The organism is Kitasatospora nipponensis, assembly GCF_039528135.1.
Classification (GTDB): domain Bacteria; phylum Actinomycetota; class Actinomycetes; order Streptomycetales; family Streptomycetaceae; genus Kitasatospora; species Kitasatospora nipponensis.
The window spans coordinates 1-23,216 of record NZ_BAAALF010000136.1; the positions used below are offsets into that span (position 1 = coordinate 1).

Here is a 23,216-nt window from a genome sequence, read left to right on the forward strand (position 1 = left end):
GTGGTTGAAGAGGTCGCGCCCGATCTTGACGGCGACCAGCTGCGGCTCGCCCGGAATCCCCCAGGTCGCGGCGGTGTCATGGGCCAGGTAGAAGCTGTGCGACCCGTGCGGAGTGGTGTGGTGCTCAGCGAGGACTGCCAAGTCGGGGACGGACAGGGCGTCTTGCGCACGCCAGGAGGCATCGTCCACAGCCAGGAAGTCGTTGTCGAGGCGGAAGTCGATCACGCTCATGCCGCGAGTCCCATCTGCTCGGGCGCCGGGGTGGCCAGCAGCCGGTGGTTGGGCCGGTTCGCCGAGGTGGTGCAGGCGGCGAACGGTCCGTCGGGCGCGCGCAGATGGACCAGGGTTTGGTCCAGGTGGTCGCGGTGCCACGTGCTGGGTCCGGACAACCCGGCTTCGACGTCGGTCAGTTGCTGCCACGCCAGCCACAGGCCGTGCAGGCGAGCGACCGCCTCGGGATGCTGCTCCCACTGGGCGCACCAGGGGCGGGTGGTGCTGATCTCGCGGCCGTAGACGGGCAGGAGGAGGTGGTTCATCCAGTCGCGCAGCGCGGCCAACTCGGCGTCGTACTCCGCCCCGCCCAAGGCGAGGATGAACACGGACGTCGGGCCCGCATCCTCCTCGGCGCCGGCGGCGGGCTTGGGGCGCTGGGTTTTGGGCGTGGTGTCGTCCTCGGAGCTGAGGCGGTCGAGGAGGACGCCGTGCTGACGGACCTCGGCCATGGTCTTGGCGAGGGTGGAGGCAAGGTCGTCGAGGTCGTCGTCGGGTACGCGGAAGGGCTCTTCGGGGGTGCCCTGGGCGGGGTCGGACATGGCGGGTTGCTCCTGGCTCTGTGGGAGGACGGCATGCGGAAGAGGATCCGGGGATTCGGTGATTTGGTGCAGCCGGGAATCTGCGCTAGAGGCGCCCAGCGGCAGGGGAGTTGGGCGCGTCGGGGCTCGGGTCCTATCGCGCCGCGGTGAGGTCGGCGGCCAGGCGAAGGCCCAGGGTGACGGCCTCATCGAGGCTGTTGGTCAGGGGGTGGCCGGCAGCGGCGAACCGCCGTCGAGCCACGGGTGTTGTCACCAGCGGGACGGGATTCTTGCCACCGACGATGCCGTGGATGGCGCATCTGTCACGGCGCGAGCTGCACCTCGATGTGTCGCATGGTGATGGTTTGACTACGCTTCGTCATGGGGAGGTCCATGCCGGTCGGCAGCGGAGTCGGCCAGTGAGGAGACGCCATGTCCGAGGCCACGCCCAACGCCAAGGGCCCCGCCAAGATGCAGATGTCACCCGAGCAGTTGGCGAGCCTCGGGCTGACTGCCACTCATGAGCCAACGGCACCCGTGGCCGACCCGATGGTGCCGATCACGGTCCGTGCTCTGCCCGTCAATCGGGCGAACCTCTCGAACGGGCGGAGCTTCGAGGAGTCCGATACGGGCGTGGTCCTGCAGTGGCAGCTCCCCGAGGCCCTCGCCGCCGGGTATGACTCGCCCGAGAGCGGACACGCAGCCTTCCCTCTGGTGCCCAACCGCTGGCTGGTGGTTCGGTCCCACGGCCCGGTCAACGCACGCCGGGCCGCCGGGTGGGTCGTCCACAGTGACTACCTGGACCACGACGGTCCTCATGGGGCGCATGGCACCGCCCAGAGCTTCGCATTGAACGACGGTCTGAGCAGTCTCGCGGCGACGGAGTGGAGCCTCGACCGAAGGGTCGGCTCGTGGGTCGAAATGAGCGAACCTGCGGAAGGAGTGTTTCTCACGTCGGTTGGCCCAGGCCTGCCGACGTTCGCCGCGTACCAGCCCTACAACGAGACCGTCTTCACCGTCCACGACTCCCTGGTCTACCCCAACGGGGATCCCGCCCTCGCTGACAGGTCCGTCGGCTACCAGGTCGTCGGCTGGTACAGCGACGGCGATGCGGACATCCCGAAGGATGCCGCCGGTACCCCCGGCCTGCTGCTCGCCGACCTGGCCGAGCCGGCCGACCTCCTCAACGCCATTGGCTGGCGGCAGTCCGACGCCTCACAGACCCCGCGCACCCTGTACAGCGGTACCGCCCTCGGCGTGGCCTGGTAAGCGAAGCGGACGGCCGTCCGTAGATCCGGCCGCAGGCGCTCAGGCGCCGGCCGGATCGGGCTCGGCGCATCCTCTCAGCAGGATCTGGCCCCCCGGGGGGCGGGGGGCAGAACGGCGCTGATGCACGCAGGGCCGGGGCACAGCCACCCGAGCGGCCGCCGGTGGTGCGGAGCGTCCACGCTGACCGCCGTCGTCCTCACAGTTGCCACCTGCGGTGCGTGATTGGTCTTGTTGTCACCACTTGCCTCCGTTCGACCGCTTCGCCGAACGGAGGTTCGGTTGGGGTGGAGACGGGGAGGTTCGCATGGCGTGCGTCGGGGTCTTCGACCACGCCGTGGAGGCCGGTGCCCGAGCTGACGGTCCGTCTCCGGGGACGCAGGAGTCGACCAGGCCCACCTGGTCGGTGTGTTCGTCCGCCCCGAGCAGCGCGGCACTGGCCTGGCCCGCGCCTTGTTCGACGCGGCGATCGCGTTCGCCCATGAGCTTGACGAGCCCAAGGTCTCCCGCGTCCGCCTCTATGTGCACCAGGACAACGAGCGGGCCGAAGCCTTCTACCGAAAGATCGGCTTCACCCGTAGCGGCCGCTCCATCCCGGTCCCGGGCGACGAGTCGTCGGTCGAGCACGAACTCGTCCTCGGATAGTGCTGTGCACCCGCACAGGGTTCGCCGGGTCACTTGATCACGCGACGGGGGCGGGCCTGCCTCCCCACCGAAGTCCTTTCTCGCTGCGGATGCGGGCGCGCTCCTTGCGTTGGGCGGCCAGGACCTCGGGGTGGCGAGCGTTGGCGTTGCGCCAGCGCAGGTAGGCGTGCAGTGCACGGGTCTGGACCGCGTGGTTCGGATGGTTCGAGTTGGCGAGCGTGAACTGACGGAGCGGTCCGAAGTGCGCCTCGATCGGGTTGGCCCAGGAGGTGTTGGTGGGTGTGAAGCAGAGGTGGACGTTGTTGTTCGTGGCCCAGCGGAGGATCTTCTTGCCCTTGTGGGCAGAGAGGTTGTCCAGGATCACGTAGATCGGGGCGCCGTCCGGGCGGGCGGCCCTGATCGACCTGAGCGCGGCCAGGGTGTTCGCGGTGCCCTTTCGGCGCCGGTTGACGCCCCACAGGGTGTCGTCGCCGATCGAGTAGCAGCCGTGGAAGTACGTGACGCCGTGGGTGCGCTTGTAGATCGCCGGGAGCCGGTCAGGCTGGGCCCGTTCGGCCCAGCAGTTGCCGGCGTTGGGGCGGATGCCGAGCGGGCCGAACTCGTCGAACGCGAACGTGCGGTCCGGGAAGCGGTCCAGGACGTGTTCGATCCGGTCGAGTTTGGCGTCGTAGTCGGGGTGGACTCCTTCCACGTCTTGGTTCGCTGGAAGGTGACGCCTCGTCGGGCGAGCAGGCAGCGCAGGGCCTCGCGGCCGATGCGGATCACCCGGCCGTGCACGCGCCGCAGGTAGGCGAGCAGTTTGCGGATGGACCAGCGGGTGAAGGGCTGTCCGAGCTTGGGCGGGCGGGTGGTGGCCGTCTGGACGACGAAGTCCTCGTCGTCAGTACTGAGCAGGCGGGGACGGCCTCCCGCCCATAGAGGGTCCAGGCAGGCCAGGCCAATCTCGTTGAAGCGATGGATTACGTCCCGCACCGTGTCCTCGTCCGCCTGGACCAGCTTCGCGATCACCGGCACCCGGTTCCCGCCGGCCGAGGCCAGCAGCATCATCGCCCGCCGGTAGCGCACCGTGTTCGTACTGCCTCGGCGCACGATCCGCTGTAACTGCCGACCCTCCTGATCGGCCAGCCTCCGGACCCTAACCGGCTCCGCCACCACGCCTCCCCACACCGAATCGGACCTCGCACAATCCAATTGGTTCAGCCGGGGCCGTCGCAAATCCGGCGAACGTTCTCGGTGACAGCACTAGGCGACGTTGTGATGGTTGACCTGGCCTTGGCAGCGCGGGTGGAGTGGTCGATGTAAACGGGTGGATCTTCCTCTTGTCGGTGTCTCAACTGATCAGGACGGCGGAGAAGGGCTCGGGTCGGACGGAACGCTCGGCAAGCGTGATCGCCAGACGGTTCGGAATCCGGCTCGCGACGCGCGCGAGCAGGGCGTTGGCCGTGCCGTCGACGACGTCCGGGTAACCCGAGTGCAGGGCGCGGAGGGTGGAGTCGACGACCTGCTCGGGAGTGCGGCGCGAGCCCACCGAAGCGGCCTCGCCGGCGATGTCGAAGAAGGCCGTGTCGGTCGCGCCGGGGCACACCGCCAGCACCCGCACGCCGCTGCCGCGGGTCTCGGACCACAGCGCGCGGGTGAAGGACAGGACGTACGCCTTGGTCGCCGCGTAGACCGCCATGTGCGGCACCGGCTGGAAGGCCGCCGTACCGGCGACGTTGATGACGGTCCCGCGCCGCCGCGCCACCATCCCCGGAAGCAGCAAGGTGGTCAGCTCGGTCAGTGCCGTGACGTTCACCCCGATCTGCTGGGACACCGTCACCAGCCTGGACTGGGCGAGGTCGCCGTGGACACCCAGGCCGGCGTTGTTAACGAGGACGTCGACCTTCAGGCCGCGCCGGTCCAGCGTCGAGACCAGGCTGGCGGCGGCACCGGGAAGGGACAGGTCGGCCGCGACCACGTCCACCTCCACGCAGTACCGCGCGCGCAGCTCGTCCGCCAAGGTCGTCAGCGCGATCCGGCGCCGCGACACGAGGACCAGATCGCTACCGTCCGCAGCCATCCGCGTTGCGAAGGCCCTCCCGATGCCCAAGGAAGCACCCGTCACCAGAACGCGCTGTCCGTCGAAGGGGAACCTCATCAAAAACTCCTTAATTAAACCGTCGTGCTGGTCTATTTAATTATCGATATCATGCCGCCATGGCACGCGAGCGCAGGACCAGTAACCCGACCAGGCGGGTCGGCCGCCCGTCCGGCCCCACCGCACACGGGGCCGCCTCCCGTGACTGCATCCTCGAAGCGGCCGCCGGAGTCTTCGCGCGGCTGGGCTACGACCGCGCGCGGATGGCCGACGTCGTCACCGAGAGCGGACTCACCAAGGGCTCGGTCTACTTCCACTTCGAGAGCAAGGAAGCACTTGCGATCGCCGTGCTCGCCGCCAAGCACACTCAGAGGCTCGACCGTGTCCACGCCCGGCTCGCCGCCGCCCCGGAAGGCACCGACCGGCTCGAGGCGCTGCTGCCGACCATGCTCGACATCCACCGCGACGACCCGGACGCCTGGGCCATCGCCCGGCTGATCCAGGACATGGCGGCCAGCCCCGAAACCCGCCCGATGGCCGCCGAACTGACGCGGACCTGGATCGACGACGTCGCCTCCCTCGTCCGCGACGCCCAGGAAGCCGGAGGCAGGGGCAGAACGACCGGACTCGATCCGGTCCTGCTCGCCACCGTCCTCGTCGGCGCCTTCGACGGGCTCAAGAACACCGTCGACGTCCTCAGCTCCGACGCCGAGGAGGCGGACGCACAGCTCCGCGCCAGCGGACAGGTGCTGCTGGCGATGCTGCGGGCCGTCCTGGGGCAGCCGTAAGCCCAATACCTCACCGGCGCCGACCGCCGCCGAACCCAACCCGGCCGAGGAATCCCGCTGCTCGACCAACTGCGATCGCGGCGGCGACATCGCATACGACAGCCGGCATGTCGGCGCGGCGACCACTTGGCCGACGCGCCGACTCGGCCGCGGCGATCCTCGGGCCAGCACTCGACACGCTCAGGCGGCGCGCTGGCGAGAGCGACGTACCGCCCTCGCCAGATCCAGGATGCGCCGTTCAGGCCACCGCATCGGGTACGCGGCGGTGTGGTCAGATCGTGCGGCTGCCGTCTCCGACTTGGTGCCAGGTCAGGGGCGGGCGGCTCGCTCGGCCCAGGGCCGTGGGGTCTTTGTCCCGAGCCAGCGGGCGAGCGCGTCGTTGACGGCGGTGGACCGTTCGAGCTGGGCCCAGTGGCCCGCCTCGATGGATTCCTCGGTGAGGTCGGTGCAGTACCGCCGGGTGGGCTGCGCGAGGTCGGACACGGAGGTGTCGGCAACCTGGTCGTAGAACGCTTCGAGGAACAGGACCGGCATGTCCAGCCGTCCGCCGTTCAGCGAGGTGTCGCTGTAGGCGCGGTTGGCCTCGTCGTTGAGGTAGTAGGCGATCGAGGCCGCGAATCCGGTACTCGTCAGGGAGGCCGTCAGGTCGGCGGCCAGTTCCTCGTCCAGGACCTGGGTGTCGAGCGGAAGGTCCGGGACCGCGTCCGCGCCTCCGAACCATCCCCCGTTGCAGCTGATCGCCGAGGTCAGACCCGGCTTGCCGTGAGCGGCCGGATTTCCCGCGCGGTAGAAGGCCTTCACGGTGTTGGCCGGCCGTGCACCGAGAACCTGTACGGCTCGCTCCGCCTCGGACGCGTAGTAGTGCATGTAGTCGAACTGCGCGTAGGGATGGGTGTCCGGCGGATAGATCGAGCGGTTGACGTGTTCGAGGAGGGTCTCCACCCCGCGTTCGAGCGTGCGGTAGGGAACGCAGATGCTGGCCACGGCTGCGCAGCGCTCAGGATGGTGAGCGGCAAGGCCCCAGACGGTTGCGCTGCCCCAGTCGTGGCCGATCCAGACGGCCTGTTCGCGGCCGAGTCCGTCGAGCAGGTCCACCATGTCAGCCACGAGGTGCTCCTGGGCGTACGCTTCCCGCTGCTGGTGCATGGTGGAGTGTCCGTAGCCGCGCAGGTCGGGCGCGATCACGCGGTACCCCATGGCGGCGAAGGCCGTCAGTTGGTGCTTCCAGGTGCGGCCGTTGGCTGGCCAGCCGTGGATGAGGACGAGCAGCGGGCCGTCCTCGGGGCCGGCGGCGAGGTAGGCGGTCGTGTGACCTTCGCCGATGATCATGCCCTCGACCAAGGTGAGCGCATCAGGTGTGGCGGGCGTCCGGGTGCCGGTGGGGTTCATCGGAGCGACTCCAGGATGGTGGCGTTGGCGAGGCCGCCGGCCTCGCACATGGTCTGCAGGGCGTAGCGGGCGCCGCGCTGGTGCATGGCGTGGACGAGGGTGGTCATCAGGCGGGTGCCACTGGCGCCGAGGGGGTGGCCGAGGGCGATGGCGCCCCCGTTGACGTTGACCTTCGCCGGATCGGCTCCGGTCTCCTGCAACCAGGCCAGGGCCACGCTCGCGAAGGCCTCGTTGACCTCGAACAGGTCGATGTCGTCCAGTCGCAGGCCGGCGCGCTGCAGGACCCGCTCGGTGGCCGGGATGACGCCGGTGAGCATCAGGAGTGGGTTGGAGCCGGTGACGGCGAAGCTGTGGAGGCGGGCCAGGGGACGCAGGCCGAGGCGGGCCGCGGTCTCGCTGCTGGTGATCAGGACGGCGGAGGACCCGTCGTTGACCGGGCTGCTGTTGCCGGCGGTGACGGACCAGTCGATCTGCGGGAACCGTGCGGCGAAGGCGGGGTCGGCGAACGAGGGCGCGAGCTTGGCGAGGATCTCGGGCGTGGTGCCGGGGCGCACCGACTCGTCGGTGGCGACGGTGCCCGCGCCCGTCCCGAGGGGTGCGAGTTCGTCAGCGAACAGACCGTCGGCGTGCGCCCTGGCCGCCTTGTGGTGGGACAGCGTGGCGAAGTCGTCCATCTGGGTGCGGGTCAGGGACCATGTGGCGGCGATGAGTTCGGCGCTGACGCCCTGCGGGACGAGCCCGTCGGGGTAGCGGGCGGCGATGGACGGTCCGAAGGGGTCCACGCCCTTGGGGACGTTGGACCACATCGGCACGCGGCTCATCGACTCCACCCCGCAGGCGACCACCACGTCGTACGCTCCGGAGATCACCCCCTGCGCGGCGAAGTGAACGGCCTGCTGGGACGACCCGCACTGGCGGTCGACCGTGGTCGCCGGCACGGACTCCGGGAACCCGGCGGCGAGCCAGGCGTACCGGGTGGTGTTCATCGCCTGCTCGCCGACCTGGTCGACGCAGCCCCCGATCACGTCGTCGACGAGAGCGGGGTCGATGCCGCTGCGGTCGATCAGTGCGCGAATGCTGTGGGCGAGCAGGTCGACGGGGTGGATCCCGGCCAGGGCGCCGCCGGGTCTTCCCTTGCCGATCGGTGTCCGGACAGCCTCGACGATGACGGCGTCGCGCATGGCTGCCGCCTCCTTTCCGTGGTGGGTGGGTGTGCCATGAGGGTTGTGTCTTCCCGGGCCGCCGAAGGGTCGCTGCCGGCGACGGCGGAGACGGTCGTGGGTATGCGCTAGCGGGAATACACCTGCTGCAGGGCCACCCGACCCGTGGCCGGCGATGCCCCCGTCCCACCTGGTTCGCACCCGGCGGACGCGTCGATGGTCCGGCCTCCCATACCCACACCCTCGGGGTGGGTTGGACAACTGAACTCACCATAGAGGAGTGGGTTGGGAAAGCCAACCCTGGTGTTCCGCAGTGCAATTCATGGCCGCAGCCCCAACTACCCGCCCCTGTTCGATCGCCGGCACGCTGGCAGCGGTTGGCGAGAGGCTCGCGATCGCCACATCAACGGCGTGCCGGCGACCGTCTTCGAGCATTCCTGCGGTGCGATCCTCGTCCCGGCCGTCGTCTGCTGCGCCTGCGGCGAGGAGGTGGAATATGGCTCACTTGCGCGCACTTCACCACCTCGGGCCGGACCGGCGCCGGAAATACGGCTTTGGGCTTCGTATGCCGTGGGCTCGGCCTTGAAGTGGCCAGCGGCGAATTCGCGTGCTTCGCACGTGAGCACACACCACCGTCATCACCCTCGGGGCCGGTTACGACCCGGCGATCCGTTCGACGGGGGCGGTGAGCTGCCGGCAGGATTGCGATCACCCGTGCCCCGGGGCGTCAGCGCCGGCTCGATCGGTTCCACCGACTGCATTCGCCTACGGGAAAGGTGCGCCTGGACCTTGAGGTGAGACGACCCGAATGGGCCGGATCTCCACACGCCAGGCACACCTTTCGCCAGCTGTGCCAGCAGGTCGCCGGCTCGGCCCGCAGCTCGACAGGATACGTTCCGGCCCTACTGACCGTCCTCGTCGGCCTGTACCACCAGGCTCCGCACGCACGCCTCCGCGCCCCCCAGAAGGTGGGCGGGAACGAGCCAGTAGTCATAGACGCCACCCTGCTTGGAGTTGTAGCCGCAAAGCACCGCCACGCCCGTGCCGAGTTCATCCTTGAGGGTGCTGGCTAGCCAGCCGACGAAGCCGCTGTTGTCGTCGGCCTCCGGGAAGTGGAATGCGAAGACTCCGAAGACCTCTTCCTCCTCGCCGTGCGCCGGCTCAAGGACTGACCAGCTCTCCTGATCTCGCACGAGAGCCAGGACGTCGCCGGACGCCTGCGGCAGCGGTCCCGCCGGATGCTCGTGGTAGGCCCAAGTTCCGGGCAGGACCCGAAGCTCTGCCTTGGCCAGTACGCGCCGTAGCCGGGCGTGCGTTTCCTGTGGTGTTTCGTGACTGATACTGACCATGGAACCTCCAAGAAGTTGCGCCGGTATGTGCCGAATTGGCCATGGATATCCCACCACGGCTTCCGTGGCTGCGAAAGCCGGCGTCAGCGAGGCGGTACCGGAAAGAGCATGCAGCTGCTAGTGGCGTGAGCCAACAGGCGCTCCTCGGAGTCCAGGAGTTCGGCCTGAGCAAGGGCCGTGCGCCGCCCCTTGTTGAGGAGGGTGCCGACCGAGCGGATCTTGCCGGTGTCGACGGTGACCGGGCGCAGGAATTTCACGTTCAGATCGAGAGAGGTGTACCCCGTGCCGGCGGGAAGCGCGGATTGGACCGCACAGCCGGCCGCCGAGTCCAGCAGTGAGGCGTAGACCCCGCCGTGGACGCTGCCGATGGGGTTGTAGTGCTGCTCCCCGGGCTCCATGGCGAACACCGCACGGCCGAACTCGACCTGTTCCAGGGTGAATCCGAGGGTCGCGGTCAGTGGGGGCGCAGGCAGCTCGCCAGTGAGTAGTCGCCGCAGGAACTCCAGTCCGCTCTCGTTCCCGACGGCCGATGCGGAGAGACCGGGATCCTGCCAGCTGTACGTCCGCGACCTGGTCATGCCGTGCTCCTTTGTGGCTGACTTCTTGATCCGAAGCTAGCGATCCGTCCTTTTGGCTGTCAATACCGAAGTCAGCCTAGGATGGCTTCATGACATGGCTGGAGACGAGCACCGAGAACTGCACCGTCCAGCGGGCCGTCGACCTCATCGGCGAGCGCTGGGCGCTGCTCGTGCTGCGCGACGCGATGAACGGCGTGCGCCGCTTCGACGACTTCCGCCGGCACGTCGGAATGTCCGAGGCCGTACTCTCCGACCGGCTGCGCAAGCTCGTCGCCGCAGGGATCCTCGTCTCCACCCCCTACCGCGAGCCCGGCAGCCGTACCCGGCACGAGTACCTGCTCACCGAGAAGGGCTGGGACCTGTGGTCGGCGGTCCTCGCGCTCAAGCAGTGGGGAGACCGCTGGGCAGCGGATCCGGACGGCCCCCCTCTGGAGATCCTCCACCGTGACTGCGACGCACCCCTTGAGGTGGTCGTCCAATGCGCCGACGGGCACGGGCCGCTCACTGCGCGCGAAGCGCGGGCGAATCCGACGGCCTCGGCCCGCCGGCTACCGTGACGCCGGCTTCCACTTCCTTCTCGACTTCCTTCACGGCTTGCTTCTCGGCCCGCGCGGACCGGGCCTGCCGACGGCCGTTCGGTCGAGGGGTCACATCGTGGGTTCGAGGTGCGCCCAGGGGCGTTCGGCCTCGATCTGGGCGGCGAGGGCGAGCAAGGTCGCCTCGCTGCCGAGCGGACCGACGAACTGGACGCCGAGCGGAAGTCCGCTCGTGGTGCGGTGGGTTGGCACGCTCATCGCCGGGCGTCCGGTGATGTTGGCTAGCTGGGTGTAGGGAGTCGGGGCCAGGTTGGCGATCACAGCGCGGTCCCAGGCCTTGGTCCGGCTGAGCGCGCCGAGCAGACCCACCCGCATCAGGACGCGGGCGGCTGCGCGCACGGGGCGGGGGGTGTCAAGTTCGCCGATGCGGACCGGGGGCCTGGCCAGCGTGGGGGTGAGTAGCAGGTCGTAGCCGGCATGGAAGGCCGCGAGCTGCCGGTTGTAGACGTTCCACCGGTTATGGGCCTCGTAGTACTGGACGGCCCCGAGCCCGCGGCCGGCGGCAGCCAGGACCTGGGTGTCGAGTTCGAACGCCTCGTGCCCGACGCCTTCGGTGCGGCGGATCTCGTCGAGGGTGTGGGCGACCCGGGTGGTCCACATGGTCAGGAAGTCGAAGGCGAGCTGGCGCTCGTCGATGGCGGGGTCGGCGGCCTCGACGTCGTGGCCAAGGCCGGCGAGCAGGGCCGCGGCGTCCTCGACCGCGCGGGCGGCCTCGGGATCGACCTCGGTGCCGATGGGGGAGCGGGTGGCGAAGCCGATGCGCAGTCTGCGCGGGGTGCGGCGGGCGAGTTCGGAGTAGGGCAGCTCGGGCCGCGCGTGCAGGTAGGGGCCACCCGGGTCGGGCCGGGCGGTGAGGACGTCGAGCATGAGCGCGCTGTCGCGCACGGTGCGGGAGATGACGCCGTCGGTGGCGGCGCCCATCAGGTACTCGGCGGCGGTGGGGCCGGCGGGCAGCAGTCCGCGCCCGGGCTTGAGACCGAAGAGGCCGCAGCAGGCGGCCGGGATCCGGATCGAGCCGCCGCCGTCGTTGGCACCCGCGACGGGGACGATGCCGGCCGCGACGGCAGCGGCTGAGCCGCCGGAGGAGCCGCCGGGGCTGCGGGTGAGGTCCCAGGGGTTGCGGGTGGGGCCGTTGGCCTCCGGCTCGGTGACGGCCTTGGAGCCGAACTCCGGGGTGTTGGTCTTGCCGAGCACGACCAGGCCCGCGTCGAGCCAGCGACTGACCACGGCACTGTGCTCCGCCGCGAGGCGGTGGCGCAGCGAGCGGCTCCCGCTGCCGGTGGGCAGGCCGGCGTAGTCCTGCATCAGGTCCTTGAGCAGGAAGGGGACGCCGGCGAACGGTCCGCGCAGTCGTTCCTTCGCCCGTTGCCTGGCGAGGTCGTACATCGGCCGGACGATCGCGTTCAGCCTGCCGTTGACGGCTTCGGCTCGAGCGATCGCGGCCTCCAGCAGCTCGGTCGGCGACGCCTCGCCGTCCGCGACCAACCGTGCCAGGCCCACCGCGTCGTGGGACCGGTAGTCGTCGTAGTCCATCGCCACGCCCCTAAAACTAGACACCGTAGGTTTGTTGAGTGGGACCGTACACTAGGCGACACCGGCCGTTGAACCCCCTGTCCGCAGGAAATCGAGCCGGCGCCCGCGGGCGATCCCGGTGAGGAGAGAGGTCGGAGATGGGCAGGCCACCGAAGCGACTGGTGACCCGGGAGGGCATCATGCGCGCCGCGCTCGAACTGGTCGACGACCAGGGGCCGGGCGCACTGTCCGTCACCGCTGTGGCGGCCCGACTTGGCGTCAAGGGACCGTCGATATACACCTACGTCTCAGGGCTCGACGAGGTCATCGAAGGCATCCACGAGCTCATCGTCGACGAGATGGACCTCACCCCCGGTGTCCAGCCCTGGACAGCCGCGCTCGACACCTGGGCCCGGTCCTACCGCGCTGCCTTCGCCGCTCATCGTCGCGCTGTGCCGCTGATCGCCCCCAGGCCGATCCGGGCCATGTCCGCGTTGAAGGGCTACGCCCTGGCGTTCGCCGTACTGCGTGAGGCGGGCTGGCCAGAGGAGCACCTGCTGCCGGTGGTCCGCTCCGTCGAGTACTTCCTGATCGGCTCCGCGCTCGACCTCAATGTCCCGGCCCAGTCGAAGCTGCCGGACGAGGACCTCCCACCCGGCCTCGACCCCCTGTTGAACCCGCCGCACAACCACAACGAGCTGGCCTTCGAAACCGGACTCGCCGCGCTCACCTGCGGGCTCAAGGACGCCCTGGACGGCATTCAGCTCGCCCGAAACGCCTGAACCGGAGTCAGGCCCGAACGCAGCGCCCGTGCCGGACGCCGCCCACCGGCACCCCGCGTGATGACCGGTGGGTGGCCGGGCCGTGGCCGCGTGTGCCCGGACGGCGGGCGGAGCGCATGCCGTCGAACCGGAGCGCTCCTGTCAGGACTGCTCGACCTCGACCGAGCCGAGGAGCTTGCGCAGGATCGCATCGAGCGCGGCGCGCTCGGATGCGGTGAGCGGGGCGAGCAGGTGGGCCTCGTTCGCGGCATGGTCGGTCATGGCCGCGTCGACCGCGACCATGCCCTGGTCGGTGAGGGCGACCTGGAAGCTCCGGCGGTCGGTGGGGTCGAGCCGCCGCTCCACCAGGCCAGCCGCCTCCAGCCGGTCGAGCCGGCTGGTCATGCCGGCGCGGGACATCATCAGGGTCGCCGCCAGCACGGACGGGATCAGTACGTAGGGCGCGCCGGATCGGCGCAGCGCGGCCAGCACGTCGAACTCGCCCCGCTGCAGCCCGTGCTGCTTGAAGACGTCCTCGACGGCGCGCCCCGCGAGCATGGCGAACCGCCCGAACCGTCCGGCGGTGCCGATGGCCGAGAGGTCCAGTTCCGGCCGTTCGCGCTGCCACTGCTCCACGATCACGTCCAGTTCGTCCATGCCGGGATTCTATTCGATGAAATATAGTTAGCTGTAGTACTATCAGTCATGGAATCACCTACGAGGGATTGGGACCTGCCATGTCGTTGATGGGGCACGAGGCCGTGCTGGTGCGGAGCGAGGAGGCCGAGACGCTCGGCCTGGGCGGGAACACGGCACGGCTGCTGGCCGACGCGAGCGCCACCGGCGGCGCCCTGAGCACCCTGCGGATGACGCTGGCGCGCGGGGCGGACGGGGCCACCCCGCACTACCACACCGGCTCCTCCGAGCTGTTCTACGTCACCGAGGGTGCGTTGCAGGTGCTGGTCGGCGAGGACGTCGTCACCGCGCACTCCGGAGACCTGCTGGTCGTGCCGCCGCACCTGCCGCACGCCTTCGCCGCGGCGCCGTCCTCCGGGGCGGACCTGCTGATCGTGATCACTCCCGGCGTCGAGCGCTTCGAGTACTTCCGTACCCTGGACCGCCTCCAGCGGGGTGAGGCCACGTTGGAGGAACTGCTCGCACGTCAGGACCGTTTCGACAACCACTTCCTGGACGCCCCGATCTGGCGCGAGGCCCGCGAGGCGGGGAGGTCGGCCTGAGGTTCCGGAGGAGACGTCAACGGCGAGGGCGGCACGTCGTTCTCGCCGGCGCGCCGTCCGTGCGTGTCGAGCGCCCTCGAGGATCGCCGCGGCCAATCCGCCTGCCCGCTACCAGCGGACCCGGGCCTGCGAGGGGTGGGCTTCGGAGCAGCGTCCGGTCGCTATGTTTCGGACGCCGTCGCGCGTACACCACCAGAGCTGTGCACGTGGTCCGTGCTCCGCAGGTGTTCCGGTGAGTGGGGGCCGTCGGCGAGATGCTCCTGGAGCCGGGTGTGGCGGAACTGGTGGACGGCGCCGACCTGGCGTAGGGCTCCTCGGTGGTAGGCGTCGTCGAGGAGGGCCGGAGTCGCCCAGGGGAGCTGTCAGGTGTCACCTTGAGTCGCGGAGCCGATGGCGCGGGGTGCGGGTGGGCCGGCTCGTCGTCAACGTCGTCCGGCACCCAGGTCCAGTGCCCGTCGGTGAAGGCCCTGGTCCACAGCCACAGGTGACCGTTGCCCCGGCTCTTGTCCGACCGGTGCAGTTGCTCCTCGCTGGCCCGCCGCGTTCCGAGGCCCGGGCGACCCGGCCGGCGGTGCACGGTTCGGGGACGGCTCCGTCCCTCTTGCGGGCGCCGAGGTCGTGGCTGGGCGCCAGCGAGGACACCGTCCCCGACTATGGATACGCCGGCCGTTCGGAGGGTCGGCAGCCGAAGCGCAGCTCGAGGCGCGCCGCGGTGCTGAGCGGCGAGCTGAAGTAGATCATGCACCGTGTCGACGGGTCGTCATGGGGGCATCGGCAATCACGTCGCTCCAGCACCAGCGGCAGACCGAAGCGCTGGTCGGTGAGCAGGTCGATGACCTGATCGTGGGGGGCGCTGTGGCCCCGGTAGCTGGCCTCGAAGACCCAGTGTTCGAGCACTGCGTCACCGGCCCGCCATCCGGTGACCCACCGTGGGCTATCTGTGGTCTGGAAAATCGCGATGCGCCGCAGGACGCCGCTCGGCAGCCAGAGGGGGCAGTCGGGGCCATCCAGGTCGCGGTACCAACCGAGGTGATCGCTCTCCGCGTCGGTCAGCGTGCCTTGGGCGCCGGTCCACAAGGGTGGGGCGTCGTCGAACTGCTCCGTGTCCGCGAGAACTTGGGCAGTTGCGGACCACTGCGACCAGGAGACGCCCCGCAGAGTGACGGCGGCAGCGGTCCCCGCCAGGAAGAGCGTCACCGCGCCGCCGGGGGAGCGGCGGTGGCGGAGTCCGGGAATCCCGCTGATCCCGCGGTGGTTGCCGACCGGCAGTGTGCGGGCGACGAGGTCGTGGAGCAGCTTGGTGGTGTTCTCCACGGTGATGACCAGGTGGTCGGGCGTGGGGTGTACGGCTCGGATCCCGCACGGGTAGCGGGGGGTCTCGTTCGGCCAGGCGAGGGCCTGGAGGAGCAATGACTCCAGACTCACCTGGTCGGGGTGCGCGGCGTCGGGGATGGGGCCGCCGTCGAGCCGACGGGCCACCTCGCGCTGCGCGGTGTTGGCGGACTCGCCGGTGTAGAGCCGGCGCCGGCGCAGGAGCCGGCCGAGGTTGGTGGCCACAGGATGCCTTCCGGCGCGCCCCGGCCATGGCGCGGTGAAGGTGATCCGATACCACTTGGTGTCGGTGGGATGGTCCGGGGTGTGGTCACCAGTGGCTGGGGGATGCGAGCGCGTGGGCCGGTGCTCGCCAGCAGGGCCGCCGGGGTAGCCATCTGGATCGAACCACGCGCGGGCTCGAAGTGCCGGCAGGCACGCCGCAGCCTTCACCACAGCCGGCGACTGGCCCGCCAAGCCGGACGCCCGCCCCCGCCCGGGCAGGGGGTGGGGCGGTGTCGGTCATGAACTGTCACCCCGTTGCTGGGCGCGGAGGTGGCGACGCACCCGTGAGGCGACGGCCGTCGATGCTTTGGCCAAGGACCCGGTGGGCGTGCCGACCGAGGCGGTCGGGATGGTCTTCGCCGTGGTCGAGGGGGGCGGTGGTGAAGGGAACGCGGCGTCCCACAGGGACCGGAAGTAGGTGATGTCGCCACCGAGAACGTGCAGGAGGTGGGTGATCGCGCCCCAGTCGCCGAGGTCCTGGCCCGCGATCAGGGCGGTGACGTGGTCGGGCGTCAGGCTCCAGCCGGTGGCGACAGCGATGTCGTAAGCGGTGAGGGTGCCGGCACGCACGTGCTGAGTGCCCAGCGCCGAGCGAAGCGCATCCATCGCGGCTTCGGGCCGCAGATCGGCGGGTGAGGGAGCCGAGCGCCGCGCGTCGTACTCCCGCAGGCGCTCCGCCTCCCAGACGCTGCGCACCACGGCCGGGTCCGCGCCGCAGGCCCGCACGAGTCGTTCGGTCAGCTGCCAGGTCGGTACCCTCTCGCCCTTCAGGACTCGCGAGAGGTAGGAGGCCGAGCAGCCGCTTTTGATGCTGAGCTCACGCTGAGACTGCTGGGTGGCGCGCACGAGCATCGACAGTACGGCCGCCAGCCGGTTGTAGGCGGGGCGGGCGTCCACGTCCGGCAGTGGCGGCTGGGAGCCTGTCCGTACGGACGTCAGAGCGTTCGGCGGTCCGGGTTCCGTGCTGACGGGGCGTTGGCGGGCGAACTGGGCGAGGCGGTGTGAGATGTTGTCGGGCCGGAAGCGATGGCGTGCGCCGTCCTCGCTCATGCCCAGGCTGGTGGCGACCTTCGCCCATGCGGTGCGGCGTTGACGCGCGCGGTGGACCAAGCCGGCGGTCAGGGCATCCAGTTGGGTGCGGAGCTGGACGGACAGCAGGAGCAGGGAGTCGTGCCCGTCGGGTTGCAGGGTCGGCTCGCTGAGCTCGCGGGTCAGCTGGCGCAGGGCCTGGTGCATGTCTTTCGCGACCTCCGCCAGGACGACATCGTCGCGGTCGGTGATTCCCCCTGACAGCGGACTCGGGGGGCCGGCGCTCTCCGGGCGGGATCCCCTTGGTCGGGCCCCCGGGGCCCCGGGGGCGGGGCAGGGCGAGGCGCAGTTGTTGGGGTGATGTCCGTCGAGACGGCGAGCGGAGCAGTTGTGCTGACACGGCGGTGTGGTCACGGTGGCGCGGCCTTTGTAGTGGATGTTTGATCGATTCCTGCAGGGCGGCGGGTCAACATCTGAACCCGGAAGCATGAAACTTCGTCCGCTTTCACCGAACTCCCCTACACGGCAACGCCGTTCTGCTAAGGGAGATAGCCTGAACGAGCGCATCGTCGGCACCCACGCCTGGAGCCTGACCGACATCGCCAACGCCCACCACCAGGGCGGCACCGCCGCGGTGCGGAGCCTGCTCGCCGGCGAATCCGCCCCGGCCGGCACCGGACCCGTCGGCGCGGCCGATCCGGCCCCCGCGTGCCGCGGTGACGAGCCGCCAGGACCGGCGAGCGCGCCAGCAGGAGCCGGCCGGCTGTTCCATGCGAGCCCGGGGAGCGCAGGATGACCGTGGGCGGCAGGCAGGAGATCGACCAACTGCTGGAGCTCAAGACGCTCTACCGGCTCCGCGCGGCCTAGGGGATCCTCGGGCTGCGGAAGAAGTACGGCGACCAGCGGCTGGAAGCGGCCTGCACCAAGGCCCTCGCGGTCGGTGACCCCTCCTACCGCACCATCACGGGCATCCTGATCGCAGGCACCGAGACCGACCCCGAACCGGAGACCGGCAACGCCGGGTGCGCGGCCTTCCTCCACGGGCCCGAGGGCCTGTTCGCGGACATGCGCCGCAGGTAGCGGCCGTGCGCCCGCGCCGACGTGCTCTGACAGCGCGAGCACGCCGCCTCGACCGCCCGAACTCGGGCGTGCAACGTGATCGCGCGTGTCGATCGCTCGACCAACTCCACCACAACGCCGGACCGATTCGGAGGAGTCCGGTTCTGGGTCAGGGTTGGGGGAGGGCTGCGAGTTCGGTTTCGGTGGCGATGGTGTGCGGGTGGTGGGGGCCGAAATGCTGGTGCCAGGCGGTGGCGCAGCGGGTGAGGTGTTCCCTGGCTTCGGTGTGGTGCTGTTGGGCAGCGAGGACGCTGCCGAGGGTGGTGGCGGCTTCCAGACTGCGGTGGTGACTGGGGCCTTGGTGGGCCTTGGCGGCTTCGACTGCTTGGCGGGCTTGGAGCTCGGCTTCGTCCGGTCGGTTGAGGCCGAGCAGGGTCTGGGCGGTGAGGGTGTGGAGCAGGCTGGTGTACTCGTTGTCGCGGTCTTGCAGGTATGCCGCAGCGGTGTCGGTGAGTACCTGGAGTGCTTCCTCGTGGCGGCCTTGGCCTTTCAGGCTGAGGGCGAGGCCGAGGAAGGGGGTGGTGTCGGCGCGGTGGGCGAGGGCGGCCCGCACAATGGCCTCGGCTTCTTCGTGGCGGCCGGTGCTGTTGACGGCGAAGGCCTGCGCGCCGCTCACGGCCCCTCGCAGTGGGTCCTCGTCGGGTAGGGCGACCAGCAGGGCGTGGTGTTCCTGCTCGACCAGGTCGTGCTCTCCCAGGAGGGCAAGGTGCTGGAGTCGGTCAACGCGGACTGACAGCAGCAGTCTGGCGTCCTGGCCGTGGATGGCTGTGGCGGCGGTCAGGAGAGCGGTGTGTTCGTCTGCGGCCTCGCGGTGGCGGCCGAGGCTGCCCAGAGCCCGGGCCCGCAGATTCGACGCCTGTAGGCGCAGCCCGTCCCTGGCGGGGTACACGGTCAGGATGATGCGTGCCAGCTCCTCGGCCTGCGCGGGGCGTCCGGAGGCGAGTAGCGCGCGACCCATGTGAAGTCGCACCCCGTTGCTGGTCTCGTGACGCTCTCCCCAGGAGGTAAGGGCCAGAGGGAGGAGTCCGCGCAGCTCCGCCACCGCCTCCTCAAGGCGTCGCAGCTCGATCAATGCCCATGCCAGGCCGCTGCGCGCGCTCAGAGTGCTTTGAGCGGTTGCGCCCAGTTGCTCGGTCCGCAGGTGGATGACCTGGCGCAGGACGGGTTCGGCCTCCGCCCATGAACCGCCGGTTAGTAGGCGGTTTGCTTCCTGGGTCAGGGACTCGGTCAGCCGAGGGTCGTGGTCGCGTGCTCGGTTCCGCCGCCACGCCAACATGTTCGCTCCCCCGCCCGGGACCTGATGTGGCGATGATCGTACTTGCGTGCGCATTGGGCTGGAGGCGGTGGAGGTCCGGATCGTCGGCGTGGTCGTGGAGGGGCCGTAGGCTCTGGTGGCGTAGGCGATCAGCGCTTGTCGCGGTCGCGGCCTGGTCAGCGTCCTCGCTCGCTGAGAGTGCTGGCTTGGGGCGTTGACACTCCTGTGAGACAGACTGCCTGTCATGACAACGGCTGATCACGACGTCCTGGCCTCATGGAGTCGCATCAATTCCCGGCTCACGGCGCACACCCGGGGCGGACGAGCGAGGCCGGCCTGCGATGCCGCGCGCCTGGACGCGTTCGAGGCGGACCTCGGCCTGCCGCTGCCCGCCGACCTGCGGGCCTGGTGGCTGCTGCCCGACGTCACCGAGAGCCACTGGATTCCGGGCGAGTTCGCTCCGGTCTCGCTGGACGAGGCCCTGGAGACTCACGAGATCTGGCTCTTGGTCGCGGAGCAGGAAGGCGACTCGTTCGACGCGAACGGTCAGCCCGAGAGCCGCTACCTGCGCGAGTACATGCCCATCGCGCTGAGCCCCGGCGGCGACGGCCTGATCGTCGACCTGCGCCCTGGTGACACCCACGGCGCGGTGCTCCTGTGGGACCACGAGACCTGGATCCTGGATGTCCCCCGGTGGATCTCGGTCACCTCGATGCTCCAGGACATCACCCAGGCACTGGAGGTCGGCGCGCCCGGCCTGCCGAGCAGTGCGGCCGTCGGCGGATCCCGGGAACCCAGCAGCGTCACAGTCGCGGTCATACCCGCCCGGGGGTGAACGTACTGCCTGGGTGGGTGAAGGTTCGTTCACCCTGAACGGATCTTCACCGGCGCGGTTCACGTGCCGATCGTTCACCCTGAACGGACTTCCTCATACGACAGCGGGTAGGAGACGTGGGTGAGCACCACGCCCTACGGCTTCGACGCGACGAAGCTCCGCGCCGCCCGCACCGCCGCCGGCGCCTCGGTGGCACGGATCGCCCGCGAGGTGGGAGTGACCGAGCGCGCGGTAAGCCTCTACCTCGCCGGGACTCGCGTTCCGAAGCCGGGGTTGTTGCCGCGCCTGGCGGCCGCAGTCGGCGCCGCCCCGGCCGACCTGTGCACGGTCGACCAGGAGCGGCTGGTCCACCTGCGGGTGTTCTCCGGCCGCACCCGCGCCCAGATGGCGAAGGCGCTCGGGCATGGCCGAGGAGACCTACCGCCAGATGGAGACCACCGGCCACCGTGGCCGCGCCGCCACCAGCCGCTACGACGGGCGCCTCGACTGCTACATCGCTTGGCGGGGAATGGGCACCTCCCATCTACGGCGTCACCGCCGAACGGCTGGCTCAGGCTGAGCAGCGCACCCGCGAGGCGTGGCAGGAGCTGAAGGCTCAGCGACGGCGGCTGTGGATGGCACACCTCGACCAGGTCGAGCGGGACCGGCTCCGGCGAGCAGGGACGCCGAGTGCGCGCGCGGTGGCCGCGAGTGACGGACGCCGGCCCCGCGCGGGTTGGCGCACCACCTGTGCCACTCGTGCCCCGTCTCCCTGTCACCGGCTCCGAGCCCACCGACGACTCAGAGCCGAGCCGCCCGACCACCACCGCCGGCCCCGCCGCGGCTGGGGTCTCCCGGCCGCGGCGTTCTGGAGGTCAGTGTGCAGGTGGGCTCCAGTGGTGGTCCGGGTCGTCGAGCCACACCGTGCGCTCGCCGGCGTCGGTCACGGTCAGCCCGAACCGCTCGTAGCCGGGTTGCCCGGCCCGCTGCCAGGCGCTCCAGGCGGCGTGGATCTCGTCCCACAGGCGTCGCGGCCCGCTCTGGCGCACGTCGTACTCGCCGGCGCCGGGCACGGAGTCGACCGTCGCCCAGGAGGTGACCGCGGTGTCGAAGAACCACCACGTCACCGTCTGCCCGTAGGGCGCGCGCCGGTAGTAGAGGTCCGGCAGGCGGGTGCCGAGGGCGAACTGGGCGAGCCAGGAGTCGCCGATGGCCTCCGGGTCCAGGGTCGGTGGTCGACTGCCGCGCGTCGCCGGGCCAGTCCCCGGGCAGGTAGGCGTCCACGGGCGGTGCCAGGTAGCGCTGCTGACGCATCCGCATGAAGTCGGAGGAGCCGGTGAACCGCCCGCTCGCGCTCCGTCCGCCGTCGGCGCACTGCAGGCGGGGGATGGCGCCGCCGCCGAACAGCGTCGCGGTGGGGGCCACGATCAGCCCGCCAGGTGCGGTCTGGTCGAGCCAGGCGACGGGGACGTCGGTGACCAGGCTCGAGCAGGTGGCGATCAACCGGTCGGCCCGCCCACCCCATCCCATCGCGGCATCCGCGCCGTCCCCGACCAGGACCCGCACCCCGCCAAGGCCCGCGGCCGCCAGGTTCGCCCGCGCGAGGTCGGCCACCGCCTTGTCGATCTCCACGCTCACCACGTGGTCCGCACCCAGGCGGTGCGCCAGGAGCGCGGCGTTGAAGCCCGGCCCGGTACCGACCTCCCGCACCCGCTGACCCTGCTCGACATCGAGGTCACGCAGCATCAGCGCCACCATCGTCGGCATGCTCAGGCTCGAGGTGAAATCCCGCTGACCGCCGGCCTGGTCACCGTCGTCCCACTGGGTGATGGCCGGGGTGTCCCGGTAGGCACCCGCCAGCCACGCCTGCGGATCCGCCGCGCGATCGCGCACCACCGCGCGGCCCTCGACGAACTCCCAGTTCACCGGCGGCAGGAAGAGGTGACGCGGGACGGCCTCGAACGCCGCACCCCACCCGGCGCCCAGCACACCGGCAGCCGTCAGCCGGTCGACGAGCGCCCGCCGGGCGTCCACCCCGAGGTCGACGTTCACGCGGTCGGTACTCACTTGTGCTTGGGCTCCGGCGCGGGACTCTGGCCATCCGGACTGGGCTTGGGCCCGATCTGCGGACCACCCGGCTTCGCGTGGGCGCCGCCATCACCATCGCCCGCCCCACCCTTGCTCTCGTCACCCATCGTCAATCCCCTCTTACCCAACGAAACCCCCATCGTGCCTGCGCACCCCGCTCATGCCACAAGACCGCCCGCGGCCGACCCCTCGGACCTCCGCACCACCCAGCCCGCCACCAGCACAATCCGCTGGCACGCCCGTGGTGACCCGATGAACGGATCACCGGGCCGAGCGAGCGCGACGGCAAGCCCCCGGCGCCGGCCACCGCCCGGAGCCCGGCACCCCACCTTCTACACCCACCTCCTACCCAGCCCCGCCGCTGCTCCGCTGCCGCACAGCGCGCCTCTTCGCCCAGCAGCGCTGTCGCCGCGCCTGTCAGAGGGCAGCCTGCCTGCGCATGGCCTTGCCGAGTTGTCGGTGGCCCCTGAGAAGCTGGCCGGCATGGATGAGGAGGCGCTGATGAGGGGTCGGGTCTATGGAGCGGACCACGATGACCCCGATCCCGGCCCCCGGCCCAGCCATGAGTACCGGGAGCTGTGTGGCGGCCCGCTCGACGGGCTGCTGCTCGACGTGACCAGCTGGAGCACCGAGGACCTCGCCGACGGCGCCGCGTTGCTCACCGAGATCGGGCGACATGGTCCCGGCGGCCGCGCCCACTACGAGCCACGTCCGGCCGACCCGCAACGTTGGGACTGGGCGGGCGACAGCGCCTGACCCCGCGAAGCGTTGTGTACAGGCCTCCGGCCCTGCTGGCGCCAGACACCCGGCGCTGGACCTCTGTCGCGGGCCCCGCACCTGGCCGGGCGAGACCGCGCTACCAGGACCGGTCGGGGTCGTTGCCGCTTGGGGAAGCTCGAGCGGACGAGGAGCGCTAATGGTGGGACAGGACGCGAAGCGAGCCGAGCAGGCCCGGCAGGACAAGCGCTGGCGGCCGGCACCAGCATCGACGCGGTGCCGCAGGCCCGCCCAGGCCGCACGTGATGACGGGGACCGCCGACGAGGAGCCCCTGGTTCCGGCCCGGTCCAAAGTTCCGGCGCCCGCGTGGGTAGACCAAACCGGCAGCCGGACCGTAGCGGTGGCCTCGATGCCGCGTTCCTCGGAGTGCCCCTGGTGCCCGCGTGT

General features: G+C 70.5%; 20 protein-coding genes and 4 pseudogenes. 9 read left to right on the plus strand and 15 right to left on the minus strand.

Going from position 1 to position 23,216, the window contains the following annotated elements:
* Positions 1 to 231, minus strand: a pseudogene (locus ABD323_RS28840) (glycosyl hydrolase); the annotation flags it as partial.
* A complete protein-coding gene (locus ABD323_RS28845; protein WP_344444927.1) occupies positions 228 to 812 on the minus strand; it encodes a DUF4913 domain-containing protein in 585 nt (194 codons plus the stop codon). The pseudogene ABD323_RS28840 and the gene ABD323_RS28845, both read right to left, overlap by 4 nt.
* Positions 813 to 1,223: 411 nt before the next feature.
* Here ABD323_RS28845 and ABD323_RS28850 point away from each other — a divergent pair, with 411 nt between their 5' ends.
* Together ABD323_RS28850 and ABD323_RS28855 are read left to right on the plus strand one after the other, a co-directional pair.
* Positions 1,224 to 2,060 carry a hypothetical protein gene (locus tag ABD323_RS28850; RefSeq protein WP_344444928.1) on the plus strand — a complete coding sequence of 279 codons (837 nt, stop codon included), beginning with the start codon at positions 1,224 to 1,226 and terminating at the stop codon, positions 2,058 to 2,060.
* Between the two features lie 393 nt (positions 2,061 to 2,453).
* Positions 2,454 to 2,702 (plus strand): annotated as a pseudogene (locus tag ABD323_RS28855) (GNAT family N-acetyltransferase); the annotation flags it as partial.
* Between the two features lie 37 nt (positions 2,703 to 2,739).
* Here the strand turns inward: ABD323_RS28855 and ABD323_RS28860 are convergent.
* Both ABD323_RS28860 and ABD323_RS28865 read right to left on the minus strand, forming a co-directional pair.
* Positions 2,740 to 3,854, minus strand: a pseudogene (locus tag ABD323_RS28860) (IS630 family transposase).
* Positions 3,855 to 4,032: 178 nt separating this feature from the next.
* A complete protein-coding gene (locus ABD323_RS28865; RefSeq protein ID WP_344444929.1) occupies positions 4,033 to 4,839 on the minus strand; it encodes an SDR family NAD(P)-dependent oxidoreductase in 807 nt (268 codons plus the stop codon).
* Between the two features lie 59 nt (positions 4,840 to 4,898).
* On the opposite strand from ABD323_RS28865, the gene ABD323_RS28870 reads away from it, so the two are divergent.
* A complete protein-coding gene (locus ABD323_RS28870) occupies positions 4,899 to 5,567 on the plus strand; it encodes a TetR family transcriptional regulator (protein WP_344444930.1) in 669 nt (222 codons plus the stop codon).
* A gap of 309 nt (positions 5,568 to 5,876) precedes the next feature.
* Here ABD323_RS28870 and ABD323_RS28875 read toward each other — a convergent pair whose 3' ends face one another.
* From ABD323_RS28875 to ABD323_RS28890, 4 genes are all read right to left on the minus strand, one after another.
* Positions 5,877 to 6,956, minus strand: coding sequence for an alpha/beta fold hydrolase (locus ABD323_RS28875; protein WP_344444931.1), 1,080 nt, complete (start codon positions 6,954 to 6,956; stop codon positions 5,877 to 5,879).
* Complete coding sequence (locus ABD323_RS28880; RefSeq protein ID WP_344444932.1) at positions 6,953 to 8,137, minus strand: thiolase family protein; 1,185 nt, start codon at positions 8,135 to 8,137, stop codon at positions 6,953 to 6,955. The genes ABD323_RS28875 and ABD323_RS28880 overlap by 4 nt, the downstream gene beginning before the upstream one ends.
* An 881-nt stretch (positions 8,138 to 9,018) precedes the next feature.
* Positions 9,019 to 9,465 (minus strand): DUF6196 family protein, encoded by a 447-nt coding sequence (locus ABD323_RS28885; RefSeq protein WP_344444933.1) that lies wholly within the window; start codon positions 9,463 to 9,465, stop codon positions 9,019 to 9,021.
* Positions 9,466 to 9,548: 83 nt separating this feature from the next.
* The gene (locus tag ABD323_RS28890; protein WP_344444934.1) at positions 9,549 to 10,043 is read right to left on the minus strand and encodes a PaaI family thioesterase; all 495 of its coding nucleotides are present in this window, start codon (positions 10,041 to 10,043) and stop codon (positions 9,549 to 9,551) included.
* A gap of 89 nt (positions 10,044 to 10,132) precedes the next feature.
* On the opposite strand from ABD323_RS28890, the gene ABD323_RS28895 reads away from it, so the two are divergent.
* Entirely contained in the window at positions 10,133 to 10,600 is a 468-nt protein-coding gene (locus ABD323_RS28895; protein WP_344444935.1) for a winged helix-turn-helix transcriptional regulator, read from the plus strand.
* 90 nt (positions 10,601 to 10,690) lie between these two features.
* On the opposite strand, the gene ABD323_RS28900 is transcribed toward ABD323_RS28895, so the two are convergent.
* Positions 10,691 to 12,172: an amidase gene (locus tag ABD323_RS28900; protein WP_344444936.1), complete on the minus strand. Its 1,482-nt coding sequence runs from the start codon at positions 12,170 to 12,172 to the stop codon at positions 10,691 to 10,693.
* A gap of 137 nt (positions 12,173 to 12,309) precedes the next feature.
* Here ABD323_RS28900 and ABD323_RS28905 point away from each other — a divergent pair, with 137 nt between their 5' ends.
* The gene (locus tag ABD323_RS28905) at positions 12,310 to 12,933 is read left to right on the plus strand and encodes a TetR/AcrR family transcriptional regulator (RefSeq protein ID WP_344444937.1); all 624 of its coding nucleotides are present in this window, start codon (positions 12,310 to 12,312) and stop codon (positions 12,931 to 12,933) included.
* A gap of 141 nt (positions 12,934 to 13,074) precedes the next feature.
* Here the strand turns inward: ABD323_RS28905 and ABD323_RS28910 are convergent, their stop codons facing one another.
* Entirely contained in the window at positions 13,075 to 13,569 is a 495-nt protein-coding gene (locus tag ABD323_RS28910) for a MarR family winged helix-turn-helix transcriptional regulator (protein ID WP_344444938.1), read from the minus strand.
* Between the two features lie 80 nt (positions 13,570 to 13,649).
* Here ABD323_RS28910 and ABD323_RS28915 point away from each other — a divergent pair, with 80 nt between their 5' ends.
* Positions 13,650 to 14,150, plus strand: coding sequence for a cupin domain-containing protein (locus tag ABD323_RS28915; protein ID WP_344444939.1), 501 nt, complete (start codon positions 13,650 to 13,652; stop codon positions 14,148 to 14,150).
* Positions 14,151 to 14,801: 651 nt separating this feature from the next.
* Here the strand turns inward: ABD323_RS28915 and ABD323_RS28920 are convergent.
* From ABD323_RS28920 to ABD323_RS28935, 3 genes are all read right to left on the minus strand, one after another.
* Positions 14,802 to 15,707, minus strand: a complete 906-nt coding sequence (locus ABD323_RS28920) for a hypothetical protein (protein WP_344444940.1) — start codon at positions 15,705 to 15,707, stop codon at positions 14,802 to 14,804.
* 276 nt (positions 15,708 to 15,983) lie between these two features.
* The gene (locus ABD323_RS28925) at positions 15,984 to 16,982 is read right to left on the minus strand and encodes a helix-turn-helix domain-containing protein (protein WP_344444941.1); all 999 of its coding nucleotides are present in this window, start codon (positions 16,980 to 16,982) and stop codon (positions 15,984 to 15,986) included.
* 1,021 nt (positions 16,983 to 18,003) lie between these two features.
* Positions 18,004 to 19,170 carry a tetratricopeptide repeat protein gene (locus tag ABD323_RS28935; RefSeq protein ID WP_344444943.1) on the minus strand — a complete coding sequence of 389 codons (1,167 nt, stop codon included), beginning with the start codon at positions 19,168 to 19,170 and terminating at the stop codon, positions 18,004 to 18,006.
* A 223-nt stretch (positions 19,171 to 19,393) separates the two neighbouring features.
* Here ABD323_RS28935 and ABD323_RS28940 point away from each other — a divergent pair, with 223 nt between their 5' ends.
* A complete protein-coding gene (locus ABD323_RS28940) occupies positions 19,394 to 19,984 on the plus strand; it encodes an SMI1/KNR4 family protein (protein ID WP_344444944.1) in 591 nt (196 codons plus the stop codon).
* Positions 19,985 to 20,104: 120 nt separating this feature from the next.
* Positions 20,105 to 20,575 (plus strand): helix-turn-helix domain-containing protein, encoded by a 471-nt coding sequence (locus ABD323_RS46100; RefSeq protein ID WP_425556195.1) that lies wholly within the window; start codon positions 20,105 to 20,107, stop codon positions 20,573 to 20,575.
* A 263-nt stretch (positions 20,576 to 20,838) separates the two neighbouring features.
* On the opposite strand, the gene ABD323_RS28945 is transcribed toward ABD323_RS46100, so the two are convergent.
* Positions 20,839 to 21,090: a hypothetical protein gene (locus ABD323_RS28945; protein WP_344444946.1), complete on the minus strand. Its 252-nt coding sequence runs from the start codon at positions 21,088 to 21,090 to the stop codon at positions 20,839 to 20,841.
* Between the two features lie 346 nt (positions 21,091 to 21,436).
* Positions 21,437 to 21,730 (minus strand): annotated as a pseudogene (locus tag ABD323_RS28950) (protein-L-isoaspartate O-methyltransferase family protein); the annotation flags it as partial.
* A gap of 804 nt (positions 21,731 to 22,534) precedes the next feature.
* Here ABD323_RS28950 and ABD323_RS28955 point away from each other — a divergent pair.
* Positions 22,535 to 22,807: an MDR/zinc-dependent alcohol dehydrogenase-like family protein gene (locus ABD323_RS28955; protein WP_344444945.1), complete on the plus strand. Its 273-nt coding sequence runs from the start codon at positions 22,535 to 22,537 to the stop codon at positions 22,805 to 22,807.
* Positions 22,808 to 23,216 lie beyond the last annotated feature (409 nt).